Here is a 21,798-nt window from a genome sequence, read left to right as displayed (position 1 = left end):
CTGTTTATTTGTAAAGAAATTAACGCAAACAAACAGAACCGTCCCCTTTTAATCTGGCTTTATACTGAGATTACTTCTTCTATCTCAGGGATCATTGCCTTAAGTTGTCTTTCTACACCCAGTTTCAGCGTATATGTGGAGCTTGGGCAGCCGGAACATGCGCCTACCAGGCGAACTTTTACAGTAGCCCCTTCAATACCCACAAGTTGTATGTCCCCGCCGTCTCGCTGAAGGGCAGGCCGTATCATGGCAAGGACTTCCTCTACCCTTGTCTGATCAATTGTTGTCTCCATTAAATTACCTCCTCCTATGTTTTGCTATTTTGTTTATAATACAGTAACATGTAGTAATTTGCAACTGCAAATAATCCCCCAATTTACCCTTGTTAAAGGGGGTAATGGGGGATTTTGATTAATAAAACAGTGAACCAGGTTGCCAAGATCTTTCTAAACTGGTAGAGAAAGCATAGATACATCATGTCCTCCGGCAAATACACAGATCTTCTGAAAAATTTCGGTTTCCAATCGTTCCTCTGGACTCAATTCCTCGGTGCCTTCAATGATAACATCTACAAGATGGTTGTTTCTCTGTTTGCTGTTGAAGCTGCGACAAGAGGAGGTAATGGAGGGAGTGCCTACCTCTCACTTGCAGGGGCTGTGTTCATTCTTCCATTTATCCTGTTTTCCGGTTACGCAGGACATATAGCAGATGTATTCAGTAAGCGCAGTGTACTTATTGTTACCAAGAGTTTTGAGATTGTTGCCATGGGGTTGGCGCTCTTTGCATTATGGTCAGGCCGTATTGACTTTATGCTTGTTGTCTTGTTCCTGATGGCGCTGCAGTCAACCTTTTTCAGTCCTGCCAAGTATGGGATTATCCCTGAAATGCTTCCGGACAAAGAACTTTCGAGGGCCAACGGCCTGCTGGAGATGAGTACATTCCTTGCGATTATTATGGGGACTGCCATAGGAGGGATGATCTTCGGTATTTGGAAAGACAGCATTGGATGGATTGGTATTCTTGTCATAGTTACAGCATTTACAGGCATCTGTACCAGTTTTGGTATCCCGAGGGTTCCTTCGTCAGGAGCAAAAAATGCCTTTCGCATTAGCCCGTGGGGAGAGATATCTATTGGCCTTAGTCGTCTGTACCATAATAAACTCCTCTTTATGACAGTGATTGGGATCTCATATCTCTGGTTCATCGGCGCGCTCCTGCAGATGGATATACTTCTTATTGGTAAAGAGATTATGAGACTTGATGATAAGTGGATTGGTATACTCGTAACATTCCTCGCAATCGGTATGGGCGCGGGAAGTATTCTTGCAGGCAGGCTCTCAGGCGACAGGATAGAGGCCGGTCTTGTTCCACTTGGTTCACTAGGTATGGGATTATTCGCGATCCTTCTCTCTTTTTCTCTCTCATCATTTGCCATGTCAGCAGTTTGCCTTATATTCCTGGGATTCTCCGGAGGTGTGTTTGTCGTCCCCCTTAATGCATTGCTCCAGCAGAAAAGCGGTCCACAGGAAAAGGGCCGCATGATCGCGGCTAATAATCTTGTAAATACCCTTGGAGTTCTTATGGCTTCAGGTATCCTGTGGTTATTAAGGGATCTGATCGGCATAGGCGCTGACTGGATTGCACTTATTGCCGGCGTCTTCTCTTTTGCAATAACAGCGATAATAATCGGTGAGCTTCCTGATTTCCTGATCCGTTTTTTGCTCTATATACTCACACATACTGTCTACAGGATACGGATTGTCGGGGAAGAAAATATTCCCGTAAGGGGACCAGCCATTCTGGTAAGCAACCACGTATCGTTTGCAGACCCGTTTTTCATTGGAGCATCGGTTCCGGGGTTTATAAGGTTTATAATTGCGAGGGATTATTATGATATAGAATCGCTCCAGTGGTTTTTTCGTTTGATGAAGGCAATACCGCTGTCTCCCAATAACAGGAGAGATATTGTACGAGCGATTGAACAGGCCCGAAACGAGCTGATTAATGGAAATGTCGTCTGTATATTCGCAGAGGGTGAGATCAGCAGGACGGGCAATATTCGTCCATTTAAGAGGGGTCTCGAGAAGATTGCAGAGGGACTGGATGTCCCTGTTATTCCAGTTCATCTCGACAGGGTATGGGGGAGTATTTTCAGTTTCAGGGGGAGCAGATTCTTTTATAAGTTGCCTGAAGGCATATTCCGTACTGTTACAGTGTCTTTTGGCAAACCGCTTGCTTCAAATGCTACTGCTCGTGAAGTACGGCAGGCGACCACTGAGCTTGGAGCCGCAGCTGTCAAATATCGCAGGAACCGGCTTGATTTGCTTCACCTGCGATTCGTAAGAACTGCAAGAAATAATTGGGCCTCATTCTGCATGGCTGATTCAGACGGTGAGGAGCTTACGTATGGAAAGACCCTGACCGGAAGTCTGCTGCTTTCCCGTTTGATAAGAAGGCATTGCCGCGGAGTGTCTGCGGCAGGGATTATGCTGCCGGCATCTGTAGGTGGAGCGCTGGCGAATGTCGCTGCATTAATGGCTGGAAAGTCAGTGGTAAATCTGAATTACACAGCAGGCAAGGATGCTATTGCGTCATCCATCAGACAAAGCGGTATAAAAACAATCCTGACTTCGCGGTTGTTCCTGGAGAAGGCCGGGATGAAAGAGATGGAAGGAATGGTCTTTCTCGAAGACCTGATGGGAGGCGTATCAACGTTCAGAAAGATCTTCACAGCAGCGGTTGGCAGATTATTCCCTTTAAGGTTCCTTAACATATACATCAATCATGGTAAATCAATGCCCGATGATCTTGCATATTTAATATTTGCAGGCGGCAATACTGGGATTCCTAAAGGGATCATGCTGTCTCATCATAATATCATCTCAAATATTGAAGGTATTGACCAGGTTTTCAATCTGACTAAAGAAGATCGCCTGATAGGTGTTTTGCCATTATTTCTTTCCATTGGTGTAACTGCTACGGTATGGTTCCCGCTTATTACAGGGTTTGGTGTGGCCTATCACTCAAATCCTATGGAGGCCGGTACTATTGGTGAAATGGTGTCAAGGCATAAGGCTACGATACTTATCAGTACTCCAGCTTATTGTTCTTCATATATTGACAAATGCACACGGGAGGAGTTTTCGACATTACGATATGCTGTGGTCGCGGGAGAGAAGCTGCATGAATCCATTGCAGTTGAGTTCAGAGAAAAATTTGGACTCGATTTATTGGAAGGGTATGGTTCTACAGAGATGGGGCCGGTTGTTTCGGTTAATACACCTGATATAGTACATGGAGATATAAGTCAAACAGGCAACAAACCAGGAACTGCCGGACATCCCCTGCCGGGAGTTGCAGTAAAGGTGGTTGATGTTGATACCGGCGCAGATCTCCCGTCTGGTAAAGAGGGGATATTGCTTGTTAAAGGGCCGGGACAGATGATGGGCTACCTGGGGCAGGGCATTAAGGCGGACCGCAGAGCAGGATATAGAGAAGAGGAAATGAGAGACGGTTGGTACGTTACCGGTGATATAGCCGTTATAGACTCTGATGGTTTTATTACCATAAAAAACAGTATACAACGTTCAGCAAAATAGAGATAGATGATCCGGCATATCGAAGCAGGTAGACAATCAAACAGGCAGTTAGGAATGCCGTGTCATACCGCGACTTTAACAACAATCTTTGTAACCTGGGATGGTGAACCTGCGGCTAACTTAGGCGCATGACTATCTTCCGGGTAGAGTATTGCCAATTGCCCTGCCTGAAGATAGACAGGTGTTATTTCCCCCTTCGGAACTATACCAAAGCAGATGTCTTGCTCAGAGTTATATAACTCTGTAACCACCATTCGTCCGGCCGGGGCCCAGCCTATAATCTCCTCTCCGGATACGATATATTGAATATCCATAAATGCCCTATGGTATTCAAATCTGGGGATGTCTGCAATTATGGTCTCATAACGCTGGACAAGGGCAAACACATGTTGTCCGTCTATGTTCACCCTGCCGTCAGCGAGGTCATGAATGTCCGGTTCTTGCAGAAAATCAATTGCCATTTTAAGAGCTGATGACATTGAAATCTGATGAGCGATATGCCTGATATCTGTAACGATCATATCATAATCCCCGCATTTATCAGTCTCTGTTATTTACAACTCCCTCTCCTCTTATTTAGTATATAATGATGATGTAAAAAGGTGAAGGCATATTAATAGCTGCAGGACAAAGGCAGGACTCGCGCGATGTTGGAAAAGATAAACAGTATTAAATCACACATAGCCCATTCATCTTCTATAGCAGTGCTTACAGGTGCAGGTATTTCTGCTGATAGCGGTGTCCCAACATTTCGTGGTAAGGATGGACTCTGGCGTAACTTCAGGGCCGAAGACCTTGCCACACCACAGGCGTTCAGGGACAATCCGCGGCTTGTATGGGAGTGGTACAATTGGCGCAGGGAGATTATTTCATCGAAGTATCCCAATCCTGCGCATTATGCCCTTGCTGAAATGGAAAAAAGGGCAAAGGGATTTACCCTGATCACGCAGAATGTTGACGGCCTGCATGGCAAGGCAGGTTCAGCCAATATTATTGAGATGCATGGAAACATATGGAGGACAAGGTGTACTGTCTGTGAGGACTTGTCAGACAATTACGATGTGCCGATTGAAATATTGCCTCACTGTATTCATTGCCAGGGACTCCTGCGTCCACATATAGTCTGGTTTGGAGAATCCCTGAATCCAGACGATATTGACCGCAGTATGGATGCCCTGCACTCATGTGAGATACTTCTTGTTATCGGCACATCAGGGGTTGTTCGGCCAGCCGCATCATTTGCATATGCCGCCAGGAGCTCAGGTGCGTACATAGTTGAGATAAATCCTGAAAAAACTCCGAATTCATCTTTTGCAGATGAAGTCCTTGCCGGCCGTGCCTCAGAGGTTCTGCCCGGGTTAATATGATGCCCACGTACATTGACAGTGCCGGTGCAGTCTAGTAATATTACGCAGTATCCATAGCATAATCTCATCTTTGAAGAGTCACGTCATTAGTAATAAATTCAATGAGGTTAGACATAAAGACTTTAATAGTTGTGCCGGTTCTTTCACAGGCGCTTGTCATGATAGATCAGAAATCGTTATAGAAAATAAAGTACAGGGGGATTTAGCATGGGAATGATAAAACGCTGCATGTATGCCGGGTTTATCGTTGTTATTCTGGGAATGCCTTGTATATCCGGTTGTGCAAAAAAGTTGCCGACGGAGGTTATATCTCCCGGATGGATAACTCATGGGAGCGTTGTATTTAAAGATTCAGAAAAAAAAGTCTTATATGGTGTTGGTTCTGTAAATGGTATTAAAAATAAATCCATTGCCAGGACAACGGCAGAGAACATGGCACGTGTTGAGATCGGTAAGGTATTCGAGACCTATACCGCTTCTATCATTCGTAATTATATGGAGTCTACTACTGTCGGAACAACAGGTACCGAAAGCGAGGCTGCATCCGGGGGACTGTACATCGAACATGCTGTAAAGACCTTTTCTGCAGTAACTCTCAGTGGCGTAATGATTATTGACCACTGGAAAGACCCCTCAAATGGGACTATGTACGCCCTTGCGAGACTGGACATTAATAATTTCAAGAAAAGTTTGGATAAGGCGAAAGAGCTTAATCGCGATCTTCGCGACTTCGTGCGTAAGAATGCTGATAAGGCATTTGATCAGCTCGAAGCAGAAGAGATGAAGAAGTAGTGCGGCAATAGCGCAAACAGATATTGCTACTGAACCAAGTCAGCTACTCAAATACCTAATGTATGGCGGTGACTAAAAATGGCAACTATTTATGTTGCCAAATAGTTTTGATTTAAACCCAACGCGGTATTGTGAACAAGGATTCTGGGACCATCCTTAAAAAGCATTTCTATCTTATTAGTTTGAATCAATGATAAAACTATTCCGACCCCGAACTTGAAATGTTCAATAATCTCATCTTTTTTATAATTTCCATCCATACTATAAATCTTAACCCTGGTTAGATCATAATCTGATAACCTGGACATGTAATCGTTGTAATTTGCCTCCTGAGTCTTAACTTTACGGGCAGGGCTTTTTGATTTTGCCGATTTTGGTTTGCTTATGCCGGATTGTTTTGCCCGAAACTTGTGTGCACTGTTGCAAGTGTTACATTTGACTTTTACCGGCAAATTGTTAGCCATAGCCATTATTGTGTGGGCTAATACCAGTTTACATTTTGTGCACCATCCATCAACATTTCCACTGACCGAATAATCATTGCTCATAGGTGTATCCTTCCTGTTTAATTACAGACCGGGGTTAAGAGTTATACATCTGATATGATTTCAACTGACATCATATCACATAATACAGGATTTTCCTAACTAAAATAAAATGAACCGTTGACAATGGTTAGTCTATGTGCTTAAAATCGTCAAATCCATTCTTATTGCAGAGGTCTTTACTACGTCCATAAATGAAGAGGTTAAGCACATTTTTCATATTAATATTAATTTCTCCCATGATTTTCGCCTGCGCCACTGCTAAGAAAGACATAGCAACCGCCCCAAACATGAAGTTTGCCGAAGCAACCCTGACAAGGAGGCTGTATGTAAAAGACACCACTGCAGTGCCAATAGAACCGACCCTTACATTTTCTACAGAAGACACAGAGGCTATCTCATACGTCAAGTTTAAGAACCTGACAGGTGAGCACAGACTCAGGTGGGAATGGGTCGGCCCCAAAGGAGATATCTATACCTCCTCAGGTGATTATGTCATGAGCGCCTCAAAAGGGAGGTACAGGGAAGAAGTGGTTGCATGGCACAGGTTATCAATCCGGGGTGACAAGGCATCATACTCCCCGGGAGAGTGGCAGATCAGGGTTTATCTTGACGGCACCCTGATTATACAAAAGGGTTTTACAATACGGAATGAGAAGGCAGATGAGGTACGTTAAAAAGATATTTGCAGCAAGCATGATTCTGATAATAATAATCTTCAATTTTCCTAAATCATCCTTCTCCGGTGAAATAATCCTCTCTTCCCGGGACAATATTACAACCCACCTTCCTGAATCCGTTGGCACGCCTGAAAAGGACATGTCGGGTGAGACAGAGAAAGCAACATCAGGGAAAGGCGGCAATAAATGGCTGTGGGCAGTTGCCGGTATTGCAGCCATCGTCGGCATCGTAGCTGTCGCAGGGAGCGGAGGAGGAAGTGGCGGAGGAAATAACGGAGGCGGCACTGGCAGTATTAACGTGAGCTGGTAATAATACATGACCTTGAGAATTGTGCTAATGAAAGAACCTTTAACAAAGTGAAGTTTAAAATAATCCCATATTATATCATCCTGTTAATCTTCCTGACCGCCTGCGGCAGCAATCAATATCCATCATCTGACACCGGTTCCATCTCTTTCAAATTACAACTTTCACGCCCTGTAACTATGTCTCGTGCTGCAGCAGCGACATCTGTCAATATCTGCATGGACTACGGTATAACACACATTAATGTAAGGGTGGTAAATAAGTCAGGGGTGGAGATAGCCGCGGGAGACTGGTCATGTGAACTCCACGCCGGTATTATTCAAAACGTTCCGGCCGGAGCTGACTATACCATAAGAATAACGGGGACCGTCACTGGAATTCCAAATGCCTGGAGAGGCGAAAAAAGTGGTATAAGTGTTATGTCAGGAGTGGAAACGTCTGCAGGTTTGATATCAATGACGTACATCGGAGATGATAATACACCGCCGTTTGTAGACTCAACTAATCCAAAGCCAGAAGCAACTGGTGTCCCTGCAACCAGTACAATAATCGCTGCATTCAGCGAAAAGATGGCTGCATCATCTATTAATGACTCGACATTTAGACTTAATAATGGCGCAACTACCGTGAACGGTTCTGTGGTTTACGACTCAACTAGAGGGCGTGCAGAGTTTCATCCTTCAGGCATTCTCTCTTACTCAACCACTTACACCGCAACTCTAACAACGGATATTGAAGATATGGCAGGCAAAAAGATGGCGTCAGTCTACGAATGGCGGTTTACAACTGAGGACCAGCCTTTACCAGGCACGATACCTGAGGCGCCTGCCGGTTTAATTGCGGCTTCAGGTAACAGCCAGATCAAGATTGCCTGGGATGCAGTGCCGGCAGCTTCATTTTACAACGTCTACCGGGCTGAAAACACGGGGGTTACGAAGACTACAGGCACAAAGATATCTGGAATTACATCGCCCTCATACACAAACACAAATCTTATTAATGGGAAAAACTATTTTTACGTAGTGACAGCAGGCAATGGTTTCGGAGAGAGTCCTGAGTCTGTCGAGGTTGCTTCAGCGCCAGTATTAATTGATACAAATCCACCTTCAGGTTCTGTCATCATTAACGATAAAGCTTTTTTTACTGCCTCAACAGACGTTAATCTGTTGCTTTTATCAACTTCTCCTGTAGGCATTTCCCAAATGTGCATAAGTAACACACCAGCATGTTCATCATGGGAGCCTTACACGTCCTCAAGGTTATGGATACTTCCGCCAGGAGACGGTTTTAAGGTCGTCTTCGCATGGTTCGAAGAAAGCAATGGCAACAGGACAAGTTTTTTCGTAGATGATATATTACTTGATTCTACACCTCCGGTTGATGGTATGTTAACTGTTACGGCAGGGGTCGGGCAGTCCTCATTAAGCTGGAGCGGTTTCGCCGATGTCACCAGCGGGATAGGTGTATATAAGCTTGTATATAGCACCAACGGTATACCAGATTCGTGCTCGAGCGGGACTCAAATTTATTCAGGCCCTGAAACATCATATATCCATTCAGGATTGATCAGCGGGACAACATACTATTACCGCGTATGTGCAGTTGATAATGCCGGGAATGTATCTGCCGGGGTATTTTGAAATGCTTCTCCCACTTTTTCGAAGGGGAGCAGGTGGTTATTTTGCCCTTCTTACAGATTTTATTACAACGGTCTCCACAGGGACATCGCCGAATCCCATCTTAGTGCCTGTCTTTACACCCTTTATTTTGTCAACCACATCCATTCCTTCCAGTACCTTGCCGAACACCGCGTAACCGAAACCCTGAGGCGATGTATCCCGGTGATCCAGGAAGTCGTTATCTACGACATTTATAAAGAATTGGGCCGTTGCGCTGTCTACTACCATTGTCCTTGCCATGGAGATGGTACCCCTCTTATTCTTTAAACCGTTGCCGGCCTCATTTTTTATTTGTGCCTTTGTTGGCTTCTGCTGCATATCCGGAGTAAATCCGCCACCCTGGATCATGAAATTTGATATGACACGGTGAAATATCGTCCCGTCGTAGAACTTGTCATCCACATATGACAGAAAATTATTTACGCTTACCGGTGCATTTTTCTGGTCTAACTCAATCTTGATGTTCCCAGCTGATGTCTCCATCAGTACAACCGGGTTCCTGTCCTCTGCATCAGCTTCTCCGGATACTACCATCATGACCATTGATGCTGCAATAATTAAACTTAAGATAGAAAACTGCATATACTTCTCCTTTCATATTAAAGATTGTTTATATCATAGCGCCGGCAGAAAATGCAAGTGCATACGGGAGCATTGACTGTGATGTCAGAACTATTGCCGCTCAAAATGCAACACTTACAGGAAATATTAAAATGGTTCCTTATAATCTGTCATAAGAAATAATACAATCAACCCGCATATCAGTATTACAGCATTCAGGGCAACCGACTTCCTGTGAAGGACTTTAAATTCCTTCTTAAGGGTTTCTCTTCTGACGGTGTCTTCTTCAGCCCTGATCTGGAGCCTCACTTCTCTGGCCCTTGAAGCCTCAACAAGCCCAAGATAGAGTGTCAGGACAGTCATCAGGATCAGGAGTCCGATCTTGCCCCATGGAAACAGATGCTCTTTAAATGACAACAAGATTACAGTTGCGAGGGCAGTGCCGCCACATAAATAACCCATTATCCAGTATTTGGGAAATATTTCGCCGAGAACATCACCGGCGCTTTCTCTTGGTAACACCTTGAATATACTTGGGGCGCCTATAACGACAAGGAAAATCATTCCCCCGATCCATACTACCAACGACAGCAGATGCAGAAATCTTAATAAAATAATCATAGCTTTAAGATAACTTTAATAGTTCAACTGCCTGCTTATGCAGTTTCTTGTTCGCAGCCGCTATGAGCGGTACTGTACGTTCGAGCCCTGCATTAATCCGGTTGATATCTCCTCCGTCCATATCTGTAATAATGCCGCCTGCTTCCTGAAGTATGAGCATTCCAGCAGCGAAATCGAAACTTCTTGCCGGTGTGGCGACAAGCAGGAGATCAATAGCATCATTTGCCATAATAGCAAGGTCAAGGGCTGTGGCCCCGAGACACCTCACCTTCATTGCAGATCTGAGTACCGGGAGTATCCTGTCAATGTCCTTCCTTGGAACAGAAGCCTCATACGCTACCATCTCCAACCCTTCACTGCCTCGACATTCAATCCTTTTCCCATTGTACCAGGCGCCCTCACCCTTTATAGCCCAGTATTCTTTGCCTGATGACACATCCAGGACATATCCGGCAACAAGGTCCTCGAGCCTTTTCCCATTAAGGACTGCAATAGAAACGGCATAGTAGGGCACACCTCTTTTTGCATTATTGCTTCCGTCAATAGGGTCAACCAGTATGACTATGTTACTGTCTTCTCCGTATTGTTTAATGCCGCATTCTTCGGATATCAGGGTAAACCCGGGTCCTTTAACGCATGTCTTTTCCAATTTCTCTATTATAGTTTTTTCTGCTGTTTCATCAATAAGAAATGTATGATCGCCGCTTGCACCGCGCCCGAGACTGACTGAGGCATCTGCACTGCCGGCTATTTGGGGAATTCTCTCAAGAAGGCATTTGCCGATTTCCTGCAAGACATCTATCCACTGCTTTGGAGATAACTGCATGAATTCATAATAGCAGAGTTTAACCAATATTGACAGATTTACAATAAAACTGCGGCGTCAATGACTCGGTAGACTTCCTCCTCAGTAGTTATGCCCTGCCTCACTTTAGCCGTTGCATCGTTAAATAGATTCATCATCCCGGATTCTGCTGCCGCCTTTCGAACTGACGTTTCTGTGCCACCTGATACTATGTGTTCCCTTACGGCAGGTGTGATGGTAAATATTTCAAAGATGCCGGTTCTTCCAAGAAAGCCTGTCCTGTTGCAGTAATAGCATGCGGCCTGCGTATTACCGTCTCTGCCGCAATGCGGGCATAATTTCCTGACCAGCCGCTGAGCAACAATGCCGATAATAGTGGATGCCATAATATGTCCCGGTATACCTATATCACTGAGCCTTGTAATCGCTGACACGGAATCGTTCGTATGAAGTGTGCTTAGTACGAGATGTCCTGTCATGGCCGCCCTGAAAGCAATGGCAGCAGTTTCTTCGTCGCGGATCTCGCCTATCAATATAACGTCAGGGTCCTGGCGTAAGATGGATCTCAGGCTTCTGGCAAATGTCAGGCCGATATCCGACCTGGCATGTACCTGATTAATGCCGGGTATCTTATATTCAACGGGGTCCTCCACTGTAACAATATTGAGCATGCCGGACTTAATCCTGTTTATGATTGCGTAAAGGGTTGTTGTTTTACCGCTTCCGGTTGGGCCGGTTACCAGGATAATCCCTTTCTTTCTATTAATCAGACTCTGAATCGTGCTGTATTCATGTTGAGATAAGCCAAGGTTCTCTAACGATACTGTAGTCTGCGTGTTATCAAGGATTCTAATTACCGTCTTTTCACCACCGGTTACCGGAAGTGTTGAAATCCGAACATCAATCTCCCTTTCCAGAAGCCTTAATCTGAAACCCCCGTCCTGAGGAAGCCTCCTCTCTGCGATGTTTAATCGTGCGAGGATCTTAAGGCGTGATGTCAATGGACCATGAATCCCTGAATGAATCCGTGTCTTCTCCAGCAGGGCTCCGTCAATCCTGTACCGTATAGCAACAGAATCTCCGGAAGGCTCTATATGTATGTCACTGGCCCTGTTTTCAACGGCCTCTGAAAGAAGCATGTTTACCAGTCTGATAATCGGTGCGGATTTGCCGCCGGTTTCCGGCGCCGGGATATTTCCTGAGGGCGATGCCAATCCTTTAAACTCTGAGACGGATGATTCGAACCTGTAGTGATATCTGATGGCTTCGGTTATTGCAGACCTTGACCCTATAAGGGTTTTTATCTTCATTCCACTGAAGAATTCAATCTCTTTGACAGCGTCCATGTCCAGGGGATCAGGTGTAATTATGTGGAGGGTCTTGTCCTTTATGCATACCGGCAGTACGGAATGCCGCTTTGCCAAATCTTCAGGAACGAGCAAGAGAACATCAGGCATGACAGCGAGATTACGCACATCATAATATTTAAGCCCATGCTGTATTGAGAGTGTTTTTGCTATGTCATCCTCGGATGCCAGTCCTTTGCAAATGAGAATTTCTCCGAATCTCAAGTGAGCGCCATTTTGTTCGGCGAGTACCTTATCTATGGAGTCAATGCTTATTATCCCGACCTGTTCAAGCAGTTCTCCGATCCTTTTATAAGCCCCCATTGCAATATCCTCCAATCGCTTTTTTAATATTTATAAATTCTGAGAATAGTATTGATGTCACCCTGTCTGAGGAAACTTTCTTTAAGAGAGTGTCGTAGTAAGTTATGACATCATTTCTTCCATTACTTGATTTCACTATTATTGCTCCATCCAAATCAGTGCGGTAAATAGCCGTACCAGCCCTCTTGTATAAAGAAATTGCTTCAGCAGAGGGATGGTGGTATGAGTTCTGATATCCGGCCGATATAACTGCAATGTCCGGTCTTACGTATGATATAAAATTGCTGTCTACGGAACCCCGTGCCCCGTGATGGGGGACCTTAATTATATTGCTCCTGAGAATCGTCCTGCCTGCATCCATTTTTCTGATCTGTTCTTTCTCAATGTCCCCTGTTAATAAAATAGAGTTGTCGTTACATGTAATCTTCATAACAACAGAGAGATCATTAATCAATCTGGAATTTTCAGTCTGAAAACCTGAAATGTCTGGAGGAGGATTAAGAATCTGTACACTGCATCCCCCTATTGTTTTCTGCTCCATATTATTATTTACCTTCAGATGTCTTATCCCCTTTTCCCTGATTCTCCTGTCAAATAAATATGTTGCAGGGCTGGTTATTCCATTGCTCCAGACCTCACTGACGTGAAATTGATCCAGTAAGTATATTAGCCCTCCAACATGGTCTCTCTGTGGGTGTGAAAGTACCATGTAATCAATACTTCGTATTCCCTTGTTCCAGAGATATGGAGCAACCACCGCTCTGCCTATATCGAATGTGTCACTGAAGGTTCCTCCGCCATCTACTACCATAAACTTCCGGCCTGGAAACTCTATAATGGCCGAGTCTCCCTGCCCGACATCAAGGAATGTAACGCGCATCATTTCTTTATCGGGTTTGCTGAACATCCGCCCGGCTATTAAAACGGCAATTAGAAATAGTGAGATTAATAACGTGATCTTTGCCCATCTTTGTTTCAGGTAGAAGAGTGAAATAAGGAGCAGATAAGAAAAAAAGATGAAGATGATGTCAGGTGAAGGGGTATGTATGACAGAAAAGGGGAGGCCTGCAAATATGTCTGTCATCTTCAGGAAAAGGGTCAGAAGGATTTCGTTAAATTTTGCAAGCGGGATTACATCAACATTCAGGATCAGTCCAAGACAGCTGGTAAAAAGGCCAATGGGTACAATAGTAAATCCAGCATACGGTATTATTATCATGTTTGACAGAAGACCAGCCCAGGTTATCTGATTGAAATAATGTGTGACTATAGGTGTTGTAGAGACAGTGGCGCTGAATGTAAGCAGCAGTAGAAGCATTAACTTCCTCTGCCATACCTTATGCCATTTTGTGATAACCTTTCCATCGCCTGTGTCATTGTATCTGCTGACAGTTATAATCATGGATAAGACTGCGGTGTATGATAATTGGAACGATATATCAAATAATCCCTGCGGATCCCAGATTAGGACAAGCAAGGCTGCCATTGCCAATGTGCATACCGGGTCGTCATCTCTTTCAATGAGGATGGCCAGCAAGAAGACAATCGCCATGATCAGGGATCTTATTGTGGCAGTTTCTCCTCCTGATAGAACCGAATAAAAGATTATCGGGGGTATCGTTGCAATTGCCGATATCTTTGACGGGGTTGTATATAAGGTCATTCGCAGGAATAAACTGTGAGGTAAATGGGTGAATAAGCATCTGGTGAGGAAAAAGGCAAGGAATGTAACGAAACCCAGATGAGAACCTGAAATGGAGAGTATGTGGGTGACTCCTGCCGCTGTAAATTTATCCCTCAACTCAGGGGTCAGGTCACCGGTTGCCCCGATTATCATTGCCTGAAGTACAGCGGATGACTGGAATGAAAGCCCATGGATGATGGACAGGCGGATTTCCTCTCTCCACCGGTATATCTTTTTCATAATCGGGTTACCGGCTTCTCCGGTTATGATAATCGCCTCTTTTTTGCCAGAGCTTGCCCCTGCCCTGATACCTTTACGAGACACATAATTTGCATAATCAAACATGCATGGATTCTTAAAACCGCGGATATTTTTAAGTCTTCCTGTGAATCTTATTTCATTGCCATAGTCCAGCTCTGTTTCAGGGTCATAAATTGTGAGTCTGATCATTCCGCTTGCAGGCACTTCGTGATTCTCCTTTCGTATCGTCGCTGACTTCAGGGTTGCCACAACTCTTTGTGAATAATGTGTTGCAGGCTCGGATACTGTTCCAGTAATGGTCATTTTTTCACCACTTGCAAAATTAGAAATGTCGTTGGCAGGGATTCTTTCCATGTAAATCGTATATGAGAAACCAAAAGAAATTGCCGTCACCATAATTAGTATGGGGACAAGAAGTGGTTTCCCCCTGTATCTGTTGATGCCGGAGATGGTTATAAGAACCAGGACGGTAATTGTCATTGTGCTGATTGGGAAATAATGGAACAGGTCAGCGGTGGCAATGCCATAGATATAGAAAAGTGTAATGATAACGAGCGGCTGTCGCATGAATATACCTTCAAAATAGTTCGTATGGAACTTACAATTAATTGATTTGTTTAACGGGTCCATCAAATGTCAGGCAAATGTCAGGCAAATGTCAGGCATGTAATAATGATGGTCCGGGAAAGGACTTTTTTTGCAGGTCTATAAAATTAAATATAGTCTATGAAAAGTCATTGTCAAGGGACTAAAATGGAGTCATAAAATGGCTAAAACGCTGTAAAAAAAATATTGACACATCTGCCTTTATTAAATATACTTAAATTCCCTTGGCTCTTAAGGTTAAGGGGGTGCAGTATCAGGTATTTGACAACATAAATTCCCCTCGTTATTTAAACCCGTATAAACTATTTTGTATAATTTAGAAAGGAGAATGAAATGGGAGCAAATCTTACCCAAAAAATCATACAGGAGCATTTGGTCTCCGGCAGTATGGAGGCTGGCAAGTCAATATCTGTCAGGATTGATCAGACGTTGACCCAGGACGCAACAGGTACAATGGCATATCTTCAGTTTGAGGCTATGGGTGTACCAAGGGTAAAGACAAAGCTGTCGGTAAGTTATGTTGACCATAACACATTACAGCAGGATTATATGAACCCTGATGATCACCTGTTTCTCCAGAGCATAGCTGCAAAACACGGGATTTACTTCTCCCGTCCTGGTAATGGTATCTGTCACCAGATTCACATGGAACGTTTCGGAGTTCCTGGAACGACCCTGTTAGGCTCGGACAGCCATACCCCTACCGGAGGAGGTGTCGGGCAGATTGCGATAGGTGCGGGTGGTCTTGACGTGGCATTCGCTATGGCGGGGAAGCCGTTTGGCCTGAAGATGCCTGAAGTTGTAAATGTTCGGCTTACAGGGAAATTGCCTGAATGGGTTTCCGCCAAGGATGTAATCCTTGAGCTATTAAGGCGTGTTGGTGTAAAAGGCGGGGTTGGGAAGGTCTTTGAATATTCCGGGCCGGGAGTCGCGACACTTGCTGTTCCTGAACGTGCCACGATTACTAATATGGGCGCTGAAACCGGTGCAACCACGTCAGTGTTTCCAAGTGATGAGGTGACTAAGGCATGGCTTGAGAGTCAGGGTCGCGGTGATCAGTATGTAGCTCTGTCTGCTGATAAGGATGCTGTTTACAGCGATACTATAGAAATTGACCTGTCGTCATTAGTCCCGCTGCTGGCTGTTGATCCAAGTCCGGGAGATGTAAAAACAGTAGAAGAACTTGCCGGTATGAAAGTTGACCAGGTTGCCGTCGGCAGTTGTACCAATAGTTCTTTCCGTGATCTGGCAATATTTGCAGAGATACTAAATGGTAAGGTCGTAAATCCTAATGTCTCAGTTACAGTTTCTCCCGGATCCCGTGCTGTTTATCAACAGATTGAGAAGTCAGGGCATTTATCCATGCTCATTGCAGCCGGGGTCAGGATACTGGAGGCAACTTGCGGCCCATGTATAGGGCAGGGCGGTGCGCCGCCAAGTGGTGGAGTGACTGTCAGGACCTTTAACAGAAATTTCGCCGGTAGAACAGGTACGAAGTCGGCTAAGGCATATTTGGTTAGTCCTGAGGTTGCAGGGGCATGCGCATTAACAGCCGTAATGACAGATCCCAGGACTCTGGGAAAGGCCCCTGTGATTAAAATAACATCTCCGGTTATAGATGACAGGATGATTATCCCTCCATATACTGAAGAAGCTGCAAAACAGGTGAAGATTATTCGTGGACCCAATATTGCCCCTCTTCCTGAATTCAGACCTCTGCCGGATAAAATCTCTGGTGAGGTGCTGCTCTATCTTGGAGACAATATAACAACTGATCATATTCAGCCTGCCGGAAAATACCTGCCGCTCAGGTCTAATGTTCCTGAGTACGCACGCAAGGCAACATTTGTGCAGGTTGACCCTACATTTGCGAGCCGTGCAGAGGCATTGCGTGACAGTGGAGGTTATGGATTTATTGTGGGGGGTGAAAACTACGGACAGGGTTCCAGTCGTGAACACGCAGGACTTTGCCCCATGTTTCTCGGGGTCAAGGCAGTAATTACAACCTCATTTGCCAGGATACATCTTGCAAACCTTATTAATTTTGGTATCCTTCCTCTTACATTTGCCAATCCTGAAGATTACGGAAAAATTAAGCAGGGAGATAAGGTCACGTTGAATACATCTGACATATCGTCTGAGCTGCTTACTCTGGTTGTAAATGGAGGAACAGAGATCAAACTTAAACCGGCATTTTCAGAGAAGGACATCCCTATGCTTAAGGCTGGTGGAGCCCTTGCCATGATTTAGAGGGCAAAGACCAGTACCAGCGGTTATCAATTGATGTACCTTTCTATGCATGTTGAATGGGGGACAAACTGCACAGCAGTTGTTCCCCATCTTTTTTGTGTAGTAATTACACAATTATTATGGAGGATACGATTTCTACACACTTTATAACATTTGTTTCCATTTCTACACGTACTCAACTCAACGAACCCTGACATCCGTCTCTGTCTATATTTTTGTATATTCTATAATATCAATAGGTTATAGAGTGCTGCCCAAACGTAACTGTTTTTCTTGATATGGCATACAAAATGCAAAATAATACCATATGCAACTAAGACTGGGGGATGAAGGTCATGAATGAAATTATCAGGACGTATATATTAAGTGTTGAAATGCATTTGCCGACTCAGGATACTTTGGCGATAATTGAAAAGATTGTCGGTGTGACTAAAGACGTGCCCTTTTATATTCAACCATTTTCCGGTAATGCCTGATGTAGATCGTTCACCGTATTTTTTAAGGAGATGAAAGTTTGGATGATCATATAGAAGAAACACTCAGTTTGAGTCCTCTATTTGTTACAATGACTGAAGATGAGAAGAACTCTCTAATTCAAAAAATAATTTCACACCTTGAATACAGTCCGGATAATGAAAAGACCACTTCTGACGCTGTCGACTTTAGTTCCTGATACACAGGATTTATTATCCCTCACATATATTGACTTCCATTTCAGATAAGAACGGGATATAATCTGTCATAAGATTATCGCTTTATCTCTGAGATTATGACTTCCAAAAAAGAATTTCTAAAAAACCTTCCGATGTTTTCTTCACTCTCGGATACAGACCTAACCGGAATATCCAACATGGCACAGGAGTTTATCTATAATAATGGTGAATATGTCTTCTATGAAGGAGACTCACCGGATTGGTTTTGTATAGTTAAAGAGGGGAATATTAAGGCAATAAAGCAGGCAGAAGATGGTAAAGAGATAATAATGCACATGTTCAAGGCCGGGGATACGTTTGGTGAGGTTGCAGTGTTTGACAGGAGGCCATACCCCGCATCTGCGCTTACCGTGGGAAAAACTACAGTTATTAAGTTTCACCATACTCACTGTTTTGAAATCCTTGAAACAATGCCTGAGGTTGCTGCCAAGTTCCTTCTGACTATGGGCAGGAAACAACGAGAGTTCGTAGAACGGATTGAGGCGGCTCTGACTGCCAGGGTAGAAAAAAGGATTGCAGCCACTCTTTTGAAACTTGCCAATATGACTGATAAAGACCGTGGGAAGAGTATTAATCTGCACCTGACTCGTAAGGATATAGCAAGTATGGTTGGAACCACAATAGAGACCACCATAAGGGTAATGAGCAGATTCCAGAAGGAGGGGGTCATAGAGACAGCAAAAAGTGGAATTACTATCCTCAAGCCTGACAGACTCCAGGAGATCATCGGACAAGAAAGTGATAATTAGTATGATATATATCATTGTGAATTATCAGTCTTACTGTTAAATTCTATAATACAAGGAGGTAATGAGATGCCGGGAATAACTAAAGAGATGACAGTCAATCAGGTGTTGAAACTCTACCCTAAGAGTGTCGGTATATTTACCACGTTTAACATAGATGCCTGTTGTGGCGGAAACAGAAGCCTTGAACAGGCAGCCAGGGAAGATAAGGCTGTCCTGGATGACTTAATGAAGGCTCTTGATCAATGTGTAATATAATAAGGAGGTAGAAAATGCAAACAGAAAAAAAGATTGTAGAACTTGACGTAAGGGTTATACCACCGAGGGATAAGCATCCACGGATATTTCAGACATTTGACAGCCTGAATCCGGGTGAAATATTACTGATTATTAATGATCATGACCCGGTGCCGCTTAAGTATCAGTTTGAGTTTGAGAGGCAGGGCAAATATGGATGGAAGTATATCGCGCAGGGGCCGGAGATATGGAAGGTGGAAATAGAAAAAAAACAATAGGAGATAATTAGAATGATAGAGAAACTGAAAAGTTTACCAAAGGAAAAGATTGTAGATCTGGATGTGCGACCTGAATTAGATGCCGGCAGGGACCCGTTCAACCTCATAATAAAGACACTTGGCAGTATGAGCGATGATCAGGTGTTACACCTGGTTATCGTTTTCGAACCGGTGCCATTGTATACAGTATTGCAGATGAAGGGCTATGATCACAAAACAGAACAGATAAATGGATTATGGCATATTTACTTTTACAAAGGCGAAACAGGGGCCCCGGCAGGCAAAATTGCCGGGAATGAAGAATCTGCCTCTGAAGAGCAAAAGACCATTGAGATTGACGTCCGGGGCCTCGAACCGCCGGAGCCTATGGTAAAGATACTTGAGCTGCTTCCACAGGTTGGTAAGAATTCCACCCTGCTCGTACATCATCACCGCGAACCTGTTATGCTTTATGACAAGCTCGAGCACCTTGGGTTTCAGGCATCTTCAGAAAAGATACAAGAGGGATATTACAAGGTCAGGATTACAAAGAAGGGGTAGGTAAATACGTTCATGAGTACTTCATTTCCAGGTAGTATAGCGACACCTTTTACACCGCCATTTAAGGTTGTGCGCCTCTACTTCATCATAGCTACAATAACCCTTATATTCTTAAATGGGCTTATGCTGTTGAGTTCAGGTTATATTTCCGGATTCCATTTTCAGCCTAAAATCCTGTCGTTTGCACATATAGCTGTTCTTGGATGGGCCACTCTGATTATAATGGGTGCAATGACGCAACTTGTGCCTGTAATACTTGAAACATCCCTCTTCAGCGTTTGGATTGCAAAATGGGGTCTGTGGTTTTATGTCCTGGCTGTCGTAACTATTGCAGGTCATTTCTGGTTCTTTGCTACGAAGGGAGGCGGGATGGCCTGGGCTGCAGGCATAGCCTTTTCCGCTATCCTCCTGTTCGTTATAAATGTTGCCCTGACCTTACGTAAGGTAAAGAGTATTAATATTACAATAGCCCATATTATTGCTGCGATAGTCTACCTGACCATCGTTGCCTCCATAGGTTTATTCCTTGGATTTAACCTGAGTATGCCCTTTATAAAGAGCAACCACCTGAACTACCTTGCTTTGCATGCGGCCATAGGATTCGGCGGGTGGTTTTCCATGATTATCATGGGGGTGTCATACAAACTCCTCCCAATGTTTACTCTATCATATTCATACAGGACCTGGCCTGGATGGACCGCATTCTCGCTGGTTAATCTTGGCATTATTGGTATTATTGTCGAGTTTCTTTCGCACAGACCTTTTTACAGCACACTGTTTATTTTAGCAGGTCTGATTATGTTCTCTTATCAGGTTGTGATCATAATGAAAGGCCGAATGAGAAAGGCGTTGGATATAGGTCTTCGCCACGCTATGTTATCGTATGCATATATACCATTAGCTGCTGTGCTTGGAGTCATTATCTCGTTAATTAATATATCTCCTGATATACGTCAGCGTATAATACTTATATATGGATTTACCGTGTTGTTTGGTTGTATTACATTATTGATGATCGGTATGATGTACAAGATTGTCCCATTCCTGGTCTGGTTTCACAAATACAGTGATAAGGTCGGAAAGGAAAAGGTGCCTCTTCTTAAAGACATGTTTTCCGAGAAGGTTGGCAACATCCAGTTCTGGCTTATAAATATTGGTGTTCCGAACGTAATCGTCGGTTTATACCTGGAGAATCAGATGATATTAGGAGTTGGCTTAACTATAACATTTGTTGCATCGCTTTTGTTTGGCTATAATATGCTGACGGTATTTACACGTAAATAGGACGGATATAAATGCTTTCTGAACAGCTTATATTAACCGCATTGAAACATGTCATTGACCCTGAAATAGGTATTAACATAGTTGACCTGGGACTTATTTACGATGTAAAGCTTGATAGTGGCGATGTAGTCATCAAGATGACCATGACCACAGCAGGATGTCCTCTACATGAAAGTATATCGAGAGGGGCAGAGGATGCTGTGAGACAGCTTGAAGGCGTATCAAACGTTAAGGTTGACCTGGTATGGGATCCTCCATGGACTCCTGAACGGATCAGCGACTGGGCCCGGAAGCAGCTCGGTTGGAAATAGTTTTTACTCATGATGTTTTCATAAGAAACCTTTCATTTCCCCCATTAAAAAAATAAAATAATGATTGAAACATGTAGCTTCTTTTGTTATTGTATTATCGTTATTAAAAAAAATATTTCCTGATCACTATTGGCAAAGAGGAGGAAGTCATGACAAGACAAGAAGCAAAGATTATGTGGACAAAGACAGATGAGGCGCCGGCTCTTGCTACGTATTCGCTGTTGCCTATAGTACAGGCATTTACGAAGGCAGCCGGGGTGGT

Annotated in this window: 22 protein-coding genes and 1 pseudogene; 15 read left to right on the top strand and 8 right to left on the bottom strand. The window is 43.9% G+C overall.

Annotated features, from left to right (window positions below):
• Positions 1 to 59 precede the first annotated feature (59 nt).
• Positions 60 to 293, bottom strand: coding sequence for a NifU family protein (locus IT392_04960; protein MCC6543836.1), 234 nt, complete (start codon positions 291 to 293; stop codon positions 60 to 62).
• Between the two features lie 183 nt (positions 294 to 476).
• Between IT392_04960 and IT392_04955 the strand changes: the two genes are divergently transcribed.
• Complete coding sequence (locus tag IT392_04955) at positions 477 to 3,599, top strand: MFS transporter (protein ID MCC6543835.1); 3,123 nt, start codon at positions 477 to 479, stop codon at positions 3,597 to 3,599.
• A 62-nt stretch (positions 3,600 to 3,661) separates the two neighbouring features.
• On the opposite strand, the gene IT392_04950 is transcribed toward IT392_04955, so the two are convergent.
• On the bottom strand, positions 3,662 to 4,120 hold the full coding sequence (locus tag IT392_04950; protein MCC6543834.1) for a YhcH/YjgK/YiaL family protein: 459 nt from the start codon (positions 4,118 to 4,120) through the stop codon (positions 3,662 to 3,664).
• A gap of 126 nt (positions 4,121 to 4,246) precedes the next feature.
• Between IT392_04950 and IT392_04945 the strand changes: the two genes are divergently transcribed.
• Together IT392_04945 and IT392_04940 are read left to right on the top strand one after the other, a co-directional pair.
• Positions 4,247 to 4,966, top strand: a complete 720-nt coding sequence (locus IT392_04945) for an NAD-dependent deacylase (protein MCC6543833.1) — start codon at positions 4,247 to 4,249, stop codon at positions 4,964 to 4,966.
• A gap of 207 nt (positions 4,967 to 5,173) precedes the next feature.
• Positions 5,174 to 5,758, top strand: coding sequence for a hypothetical protein (locus tag IT392_04940; GenBank protein ID MCC6543832.1), 585 nt, complete (start codon positions 5,174 to 5,176; stop codon positions 5,756 to 5,758).
• Positions 5,759 to 5,847: 89 nt separating this feature from the next.
• Here the strand turns inward: IT392_04940 and IT392_04935 are convergent, their stop codons facing one another.
• The gene (locus IT392_04935; GenBank protein MCC6543831.1) at positions 5,848 to 6,306 is read right to left on the bottom strand and encodes a hypothetical protein; all 459 of its coding nucleotides are present in this window, start codon (positions 6,304 to 6,306) and stop codon (positions 5,848 to 5,850) included.
• A 191-nt stretch (positions 6,307 to 6,497) separates the two neighbouring features.
• Here IT392_04935 and IT392_04930 point away from each other — a divergent pair, with 191 nt between their 5' ends.
• Genes IT392_04930 through IT392_04920 form a run of 3 tightly spaced genes read left to right on the top strand, consistent with a single transcriptional unit; the run spans position 6,498 to position 8,930 of the window.
• Positions 6,498 to 6,980, top strand: coding sequence for a hypothetical protein (locus tag IT392_04930; protein ID MCC6543830.1), 483 nt, complete (start codon positions 6,498 to 6,500; stop codon positions 6,978 to 6,980).
• Positions 6,967 to 7,293, top strand: a complete 327-nt coding sequence (locus IT392_04925; protein ID MCC6543829.1) for a hypothetical protein — start codon at positions 6,967 to 6,969, stop codon at positions 7,291 to 7,293. Before IT392_04930 ends, IT392_04925 begins: the two co-directional genes overlap by 14 nt.
• A 47-nt stretch (positions 7,294 to 7,340) precedes the next feature.
• Positions 7,341 to 8,930 (top strand): Ig-like domain-containing protein, encoded by a 1,590-nt coding sequence (locus IT392_04920; GenBank protein MCC6543828.1) that lies wholly within the window; start codon positions 7,341 to 7,343, stop codon positions 8,928 to 8,930.
• Between the two features lie 36 nt (positions 8,931 to 8,966).
• Here IT392_04920 and IT392_04915 read toward each other — a convergent pair whose 3' ends face one another.
• The 5 genes from IT392_04915 to IT392_04895 all read right to left on the bottom strand — a co-directional run bounded on the left by IT392_04915 (position 8,967) and on the right by IT392_04895 (position 15,138).
• Positions 8,967 to 9,512, bottom strand: coding sequence for a peptidyl-prolyl cis-trans isomerase (locus IT392_04915; protein ID MCC6543827.1), 546 nt, complete (start codon positions 9,510 to 9,512; stop codon positions 8,967 to 8,969).
• Positions 9,513 to 9,677: 165 nt separating this feature from the next.
• Complete coding sequence (locus IT392_04910; GenBank protein ID MCC6543826.1) at positions 9,678 to 10,151, bottom strand: DUF4149 domain-containing protein; 474 nt, start codon at positions 10,149 to 10,151, stop codon at positions 9,678 to 9,680.
• 4 nt (positions 10,152 to 10,155) lie between these two features.
• A complete protein-coding gene (locus tag IT392_04905) occupies positions 10,156 to 10,977 on the bottom strand; it encodes a hypothetical protein (GenBank protein MCC6543825.1) in 822 nt (273 codons plus the stop codon).
• A gap of 38 nt (positions 10,978 to 11,015) precedes the next feature.
• Positions 11,016 to 12,626, bottom strand: coding sequence for a Flp pilus assembly complex ATPase component TadA (tadA, locus tag IT392_04900; GenBank protein ID MCC6543824.1), 1,611 nt, complete (start codon positions 12,624 to 12,626; stop codon positions 11,016 to 11,018).
• Positions 12,613 to 15,138: a DNA internalization-related competence protein ComEC/Rec2 gene (locus IT392_04895; GenBank protein MCC6543823.1), complete on the bottom strand. Its 2,526-nt coding sequence runs from the start codon at positions 15,136 to 15,138 to the stop codon at positions 12,613 to 12,615. Before IT392_04895 ends, tadA begins: the two co-directional genes overlap by 14 nt.
• 372 nt (positions 15,139 to 15,510) lie before the next feature.
• Here IT392_04895 and IT392_04890 point away from each other — a divergent pair, with 372 nt between their 5' ends.
• The 9 genes and pseudogenes from IT392_04890 to IT392_04850 all read left to right on the top strand — a co-directional run bounded on the left by IT392_04890 (position 15,511) and on the right by IT392_04850 (position 21,798).
• Entirely contained in the window at positions 15,511 to 17,427 is a 1,917-nt protein-coding gene (locus tag IT392_04890) for an aconitate hydratase (protein MCC6543822.1), read from the top strand.
• A gap of 335 nt (positions 17,428 to 17,762) precedes the next feature.
• Complete coding sequence (locus IT392_04885; GenBank protein MCC6543821.1) at positions 17,763 to 17,903, top strand: hypothetical protein; 141 nt, start codon at positions 17,763 to 17,765, stop codon at positions 17,901 to 17,903.
• 293 nt (positions 17,904 to 18,196) lie between these two features.
• Positions 18,197 to 18,889, top strand: a complete 693-nt coding sequence (locus IT392_04880) for a Crp/Fnr family transcriptional regulator (GenBank protein ID MCC6543820.1) — start codon at positions 18,197 to 18,199, stop codon at positions 18,887 to 18,889.
• Positions 18,890 to 18,955: 66 nt separating this feature from the next.
• Entirely contained in the window at positions 18,956 to 19,144 is a 189-nt protein-coding gene (locus tag IT392_04875; protein ID MCC6543819.1) for a DUF542 domain-containing protein, read from the top strand.
• 14 nt (positions 19,145 to 19,158) lie between these two features.
• Positions 19,159 to 19,401: a DUF2249 domain-containing protein gene (locus IT392_04870; protein MCC6543818.1), complete on the top strand. Its 243-nt coding sequence runs from the start codon at positions 19,159 to 19,161 to the stop codon at positions 19,399 to 19,401.
• A 12-nt stretch (positions 19,402 to 19,413) separates the two neighbouring features.
• Entirely contained in the window at positions 19,414 to 19,941 is a 528-nt protein-coding gene (locus tag IT392_04865) for a DUF2249 domain-containing protein (GenBank protein MCC6543817.1), read from the top strand.
• 12 nt (positions 19,942 to 19,953) lie between these two features.
• Positions 19,954 to 21,225: a hypothetical protein gene (locus IT392_04860; GenBank protein MCC6543816.1), complete on the top strand. Its 1,272-nt coding sequence runs from the start codon at positions 19,954 to 19,956 to the stop codon at positions 21,223 to 21,225.
• An 11-nt stretch (positions 21,226 to 21,236) separates the two neighbouring features.
• Positions 21,237 to 21,536, top strand: coding sequence for a metal-sulfur cluster assembly factor (locus tag IT392_04855; GenBank protein ID MCC6543815.1), 300 nt, complete (start codon positions 21,237 to 21,239; stop codon positions 21,534 to 21,536).
• Positions 21,537 to 21,700: 164 nt separating this feature from the next.
• Positions 21,701 to 21,798 (top strand): annotated as a pseudogene (locus tag IT392_04850) (NADP-dependent isocitrate dehydrogenase).

This window comes from Nitrospirota bacterium (assembly GCA_020846775.1).
In the GTDB taxonomy this organism is placed as follows: Bacteria; Nitrospirota; 9FT-COMBO-42-15; order HDB-SIOI813; family HDB-SIOI813; genus RBG-16-43-11.
The sequence above is the reverse complement of the archived record's forward strand: the minus strand, read 5'-3'. Positions and strand labels throughout refer to the sequence as shown.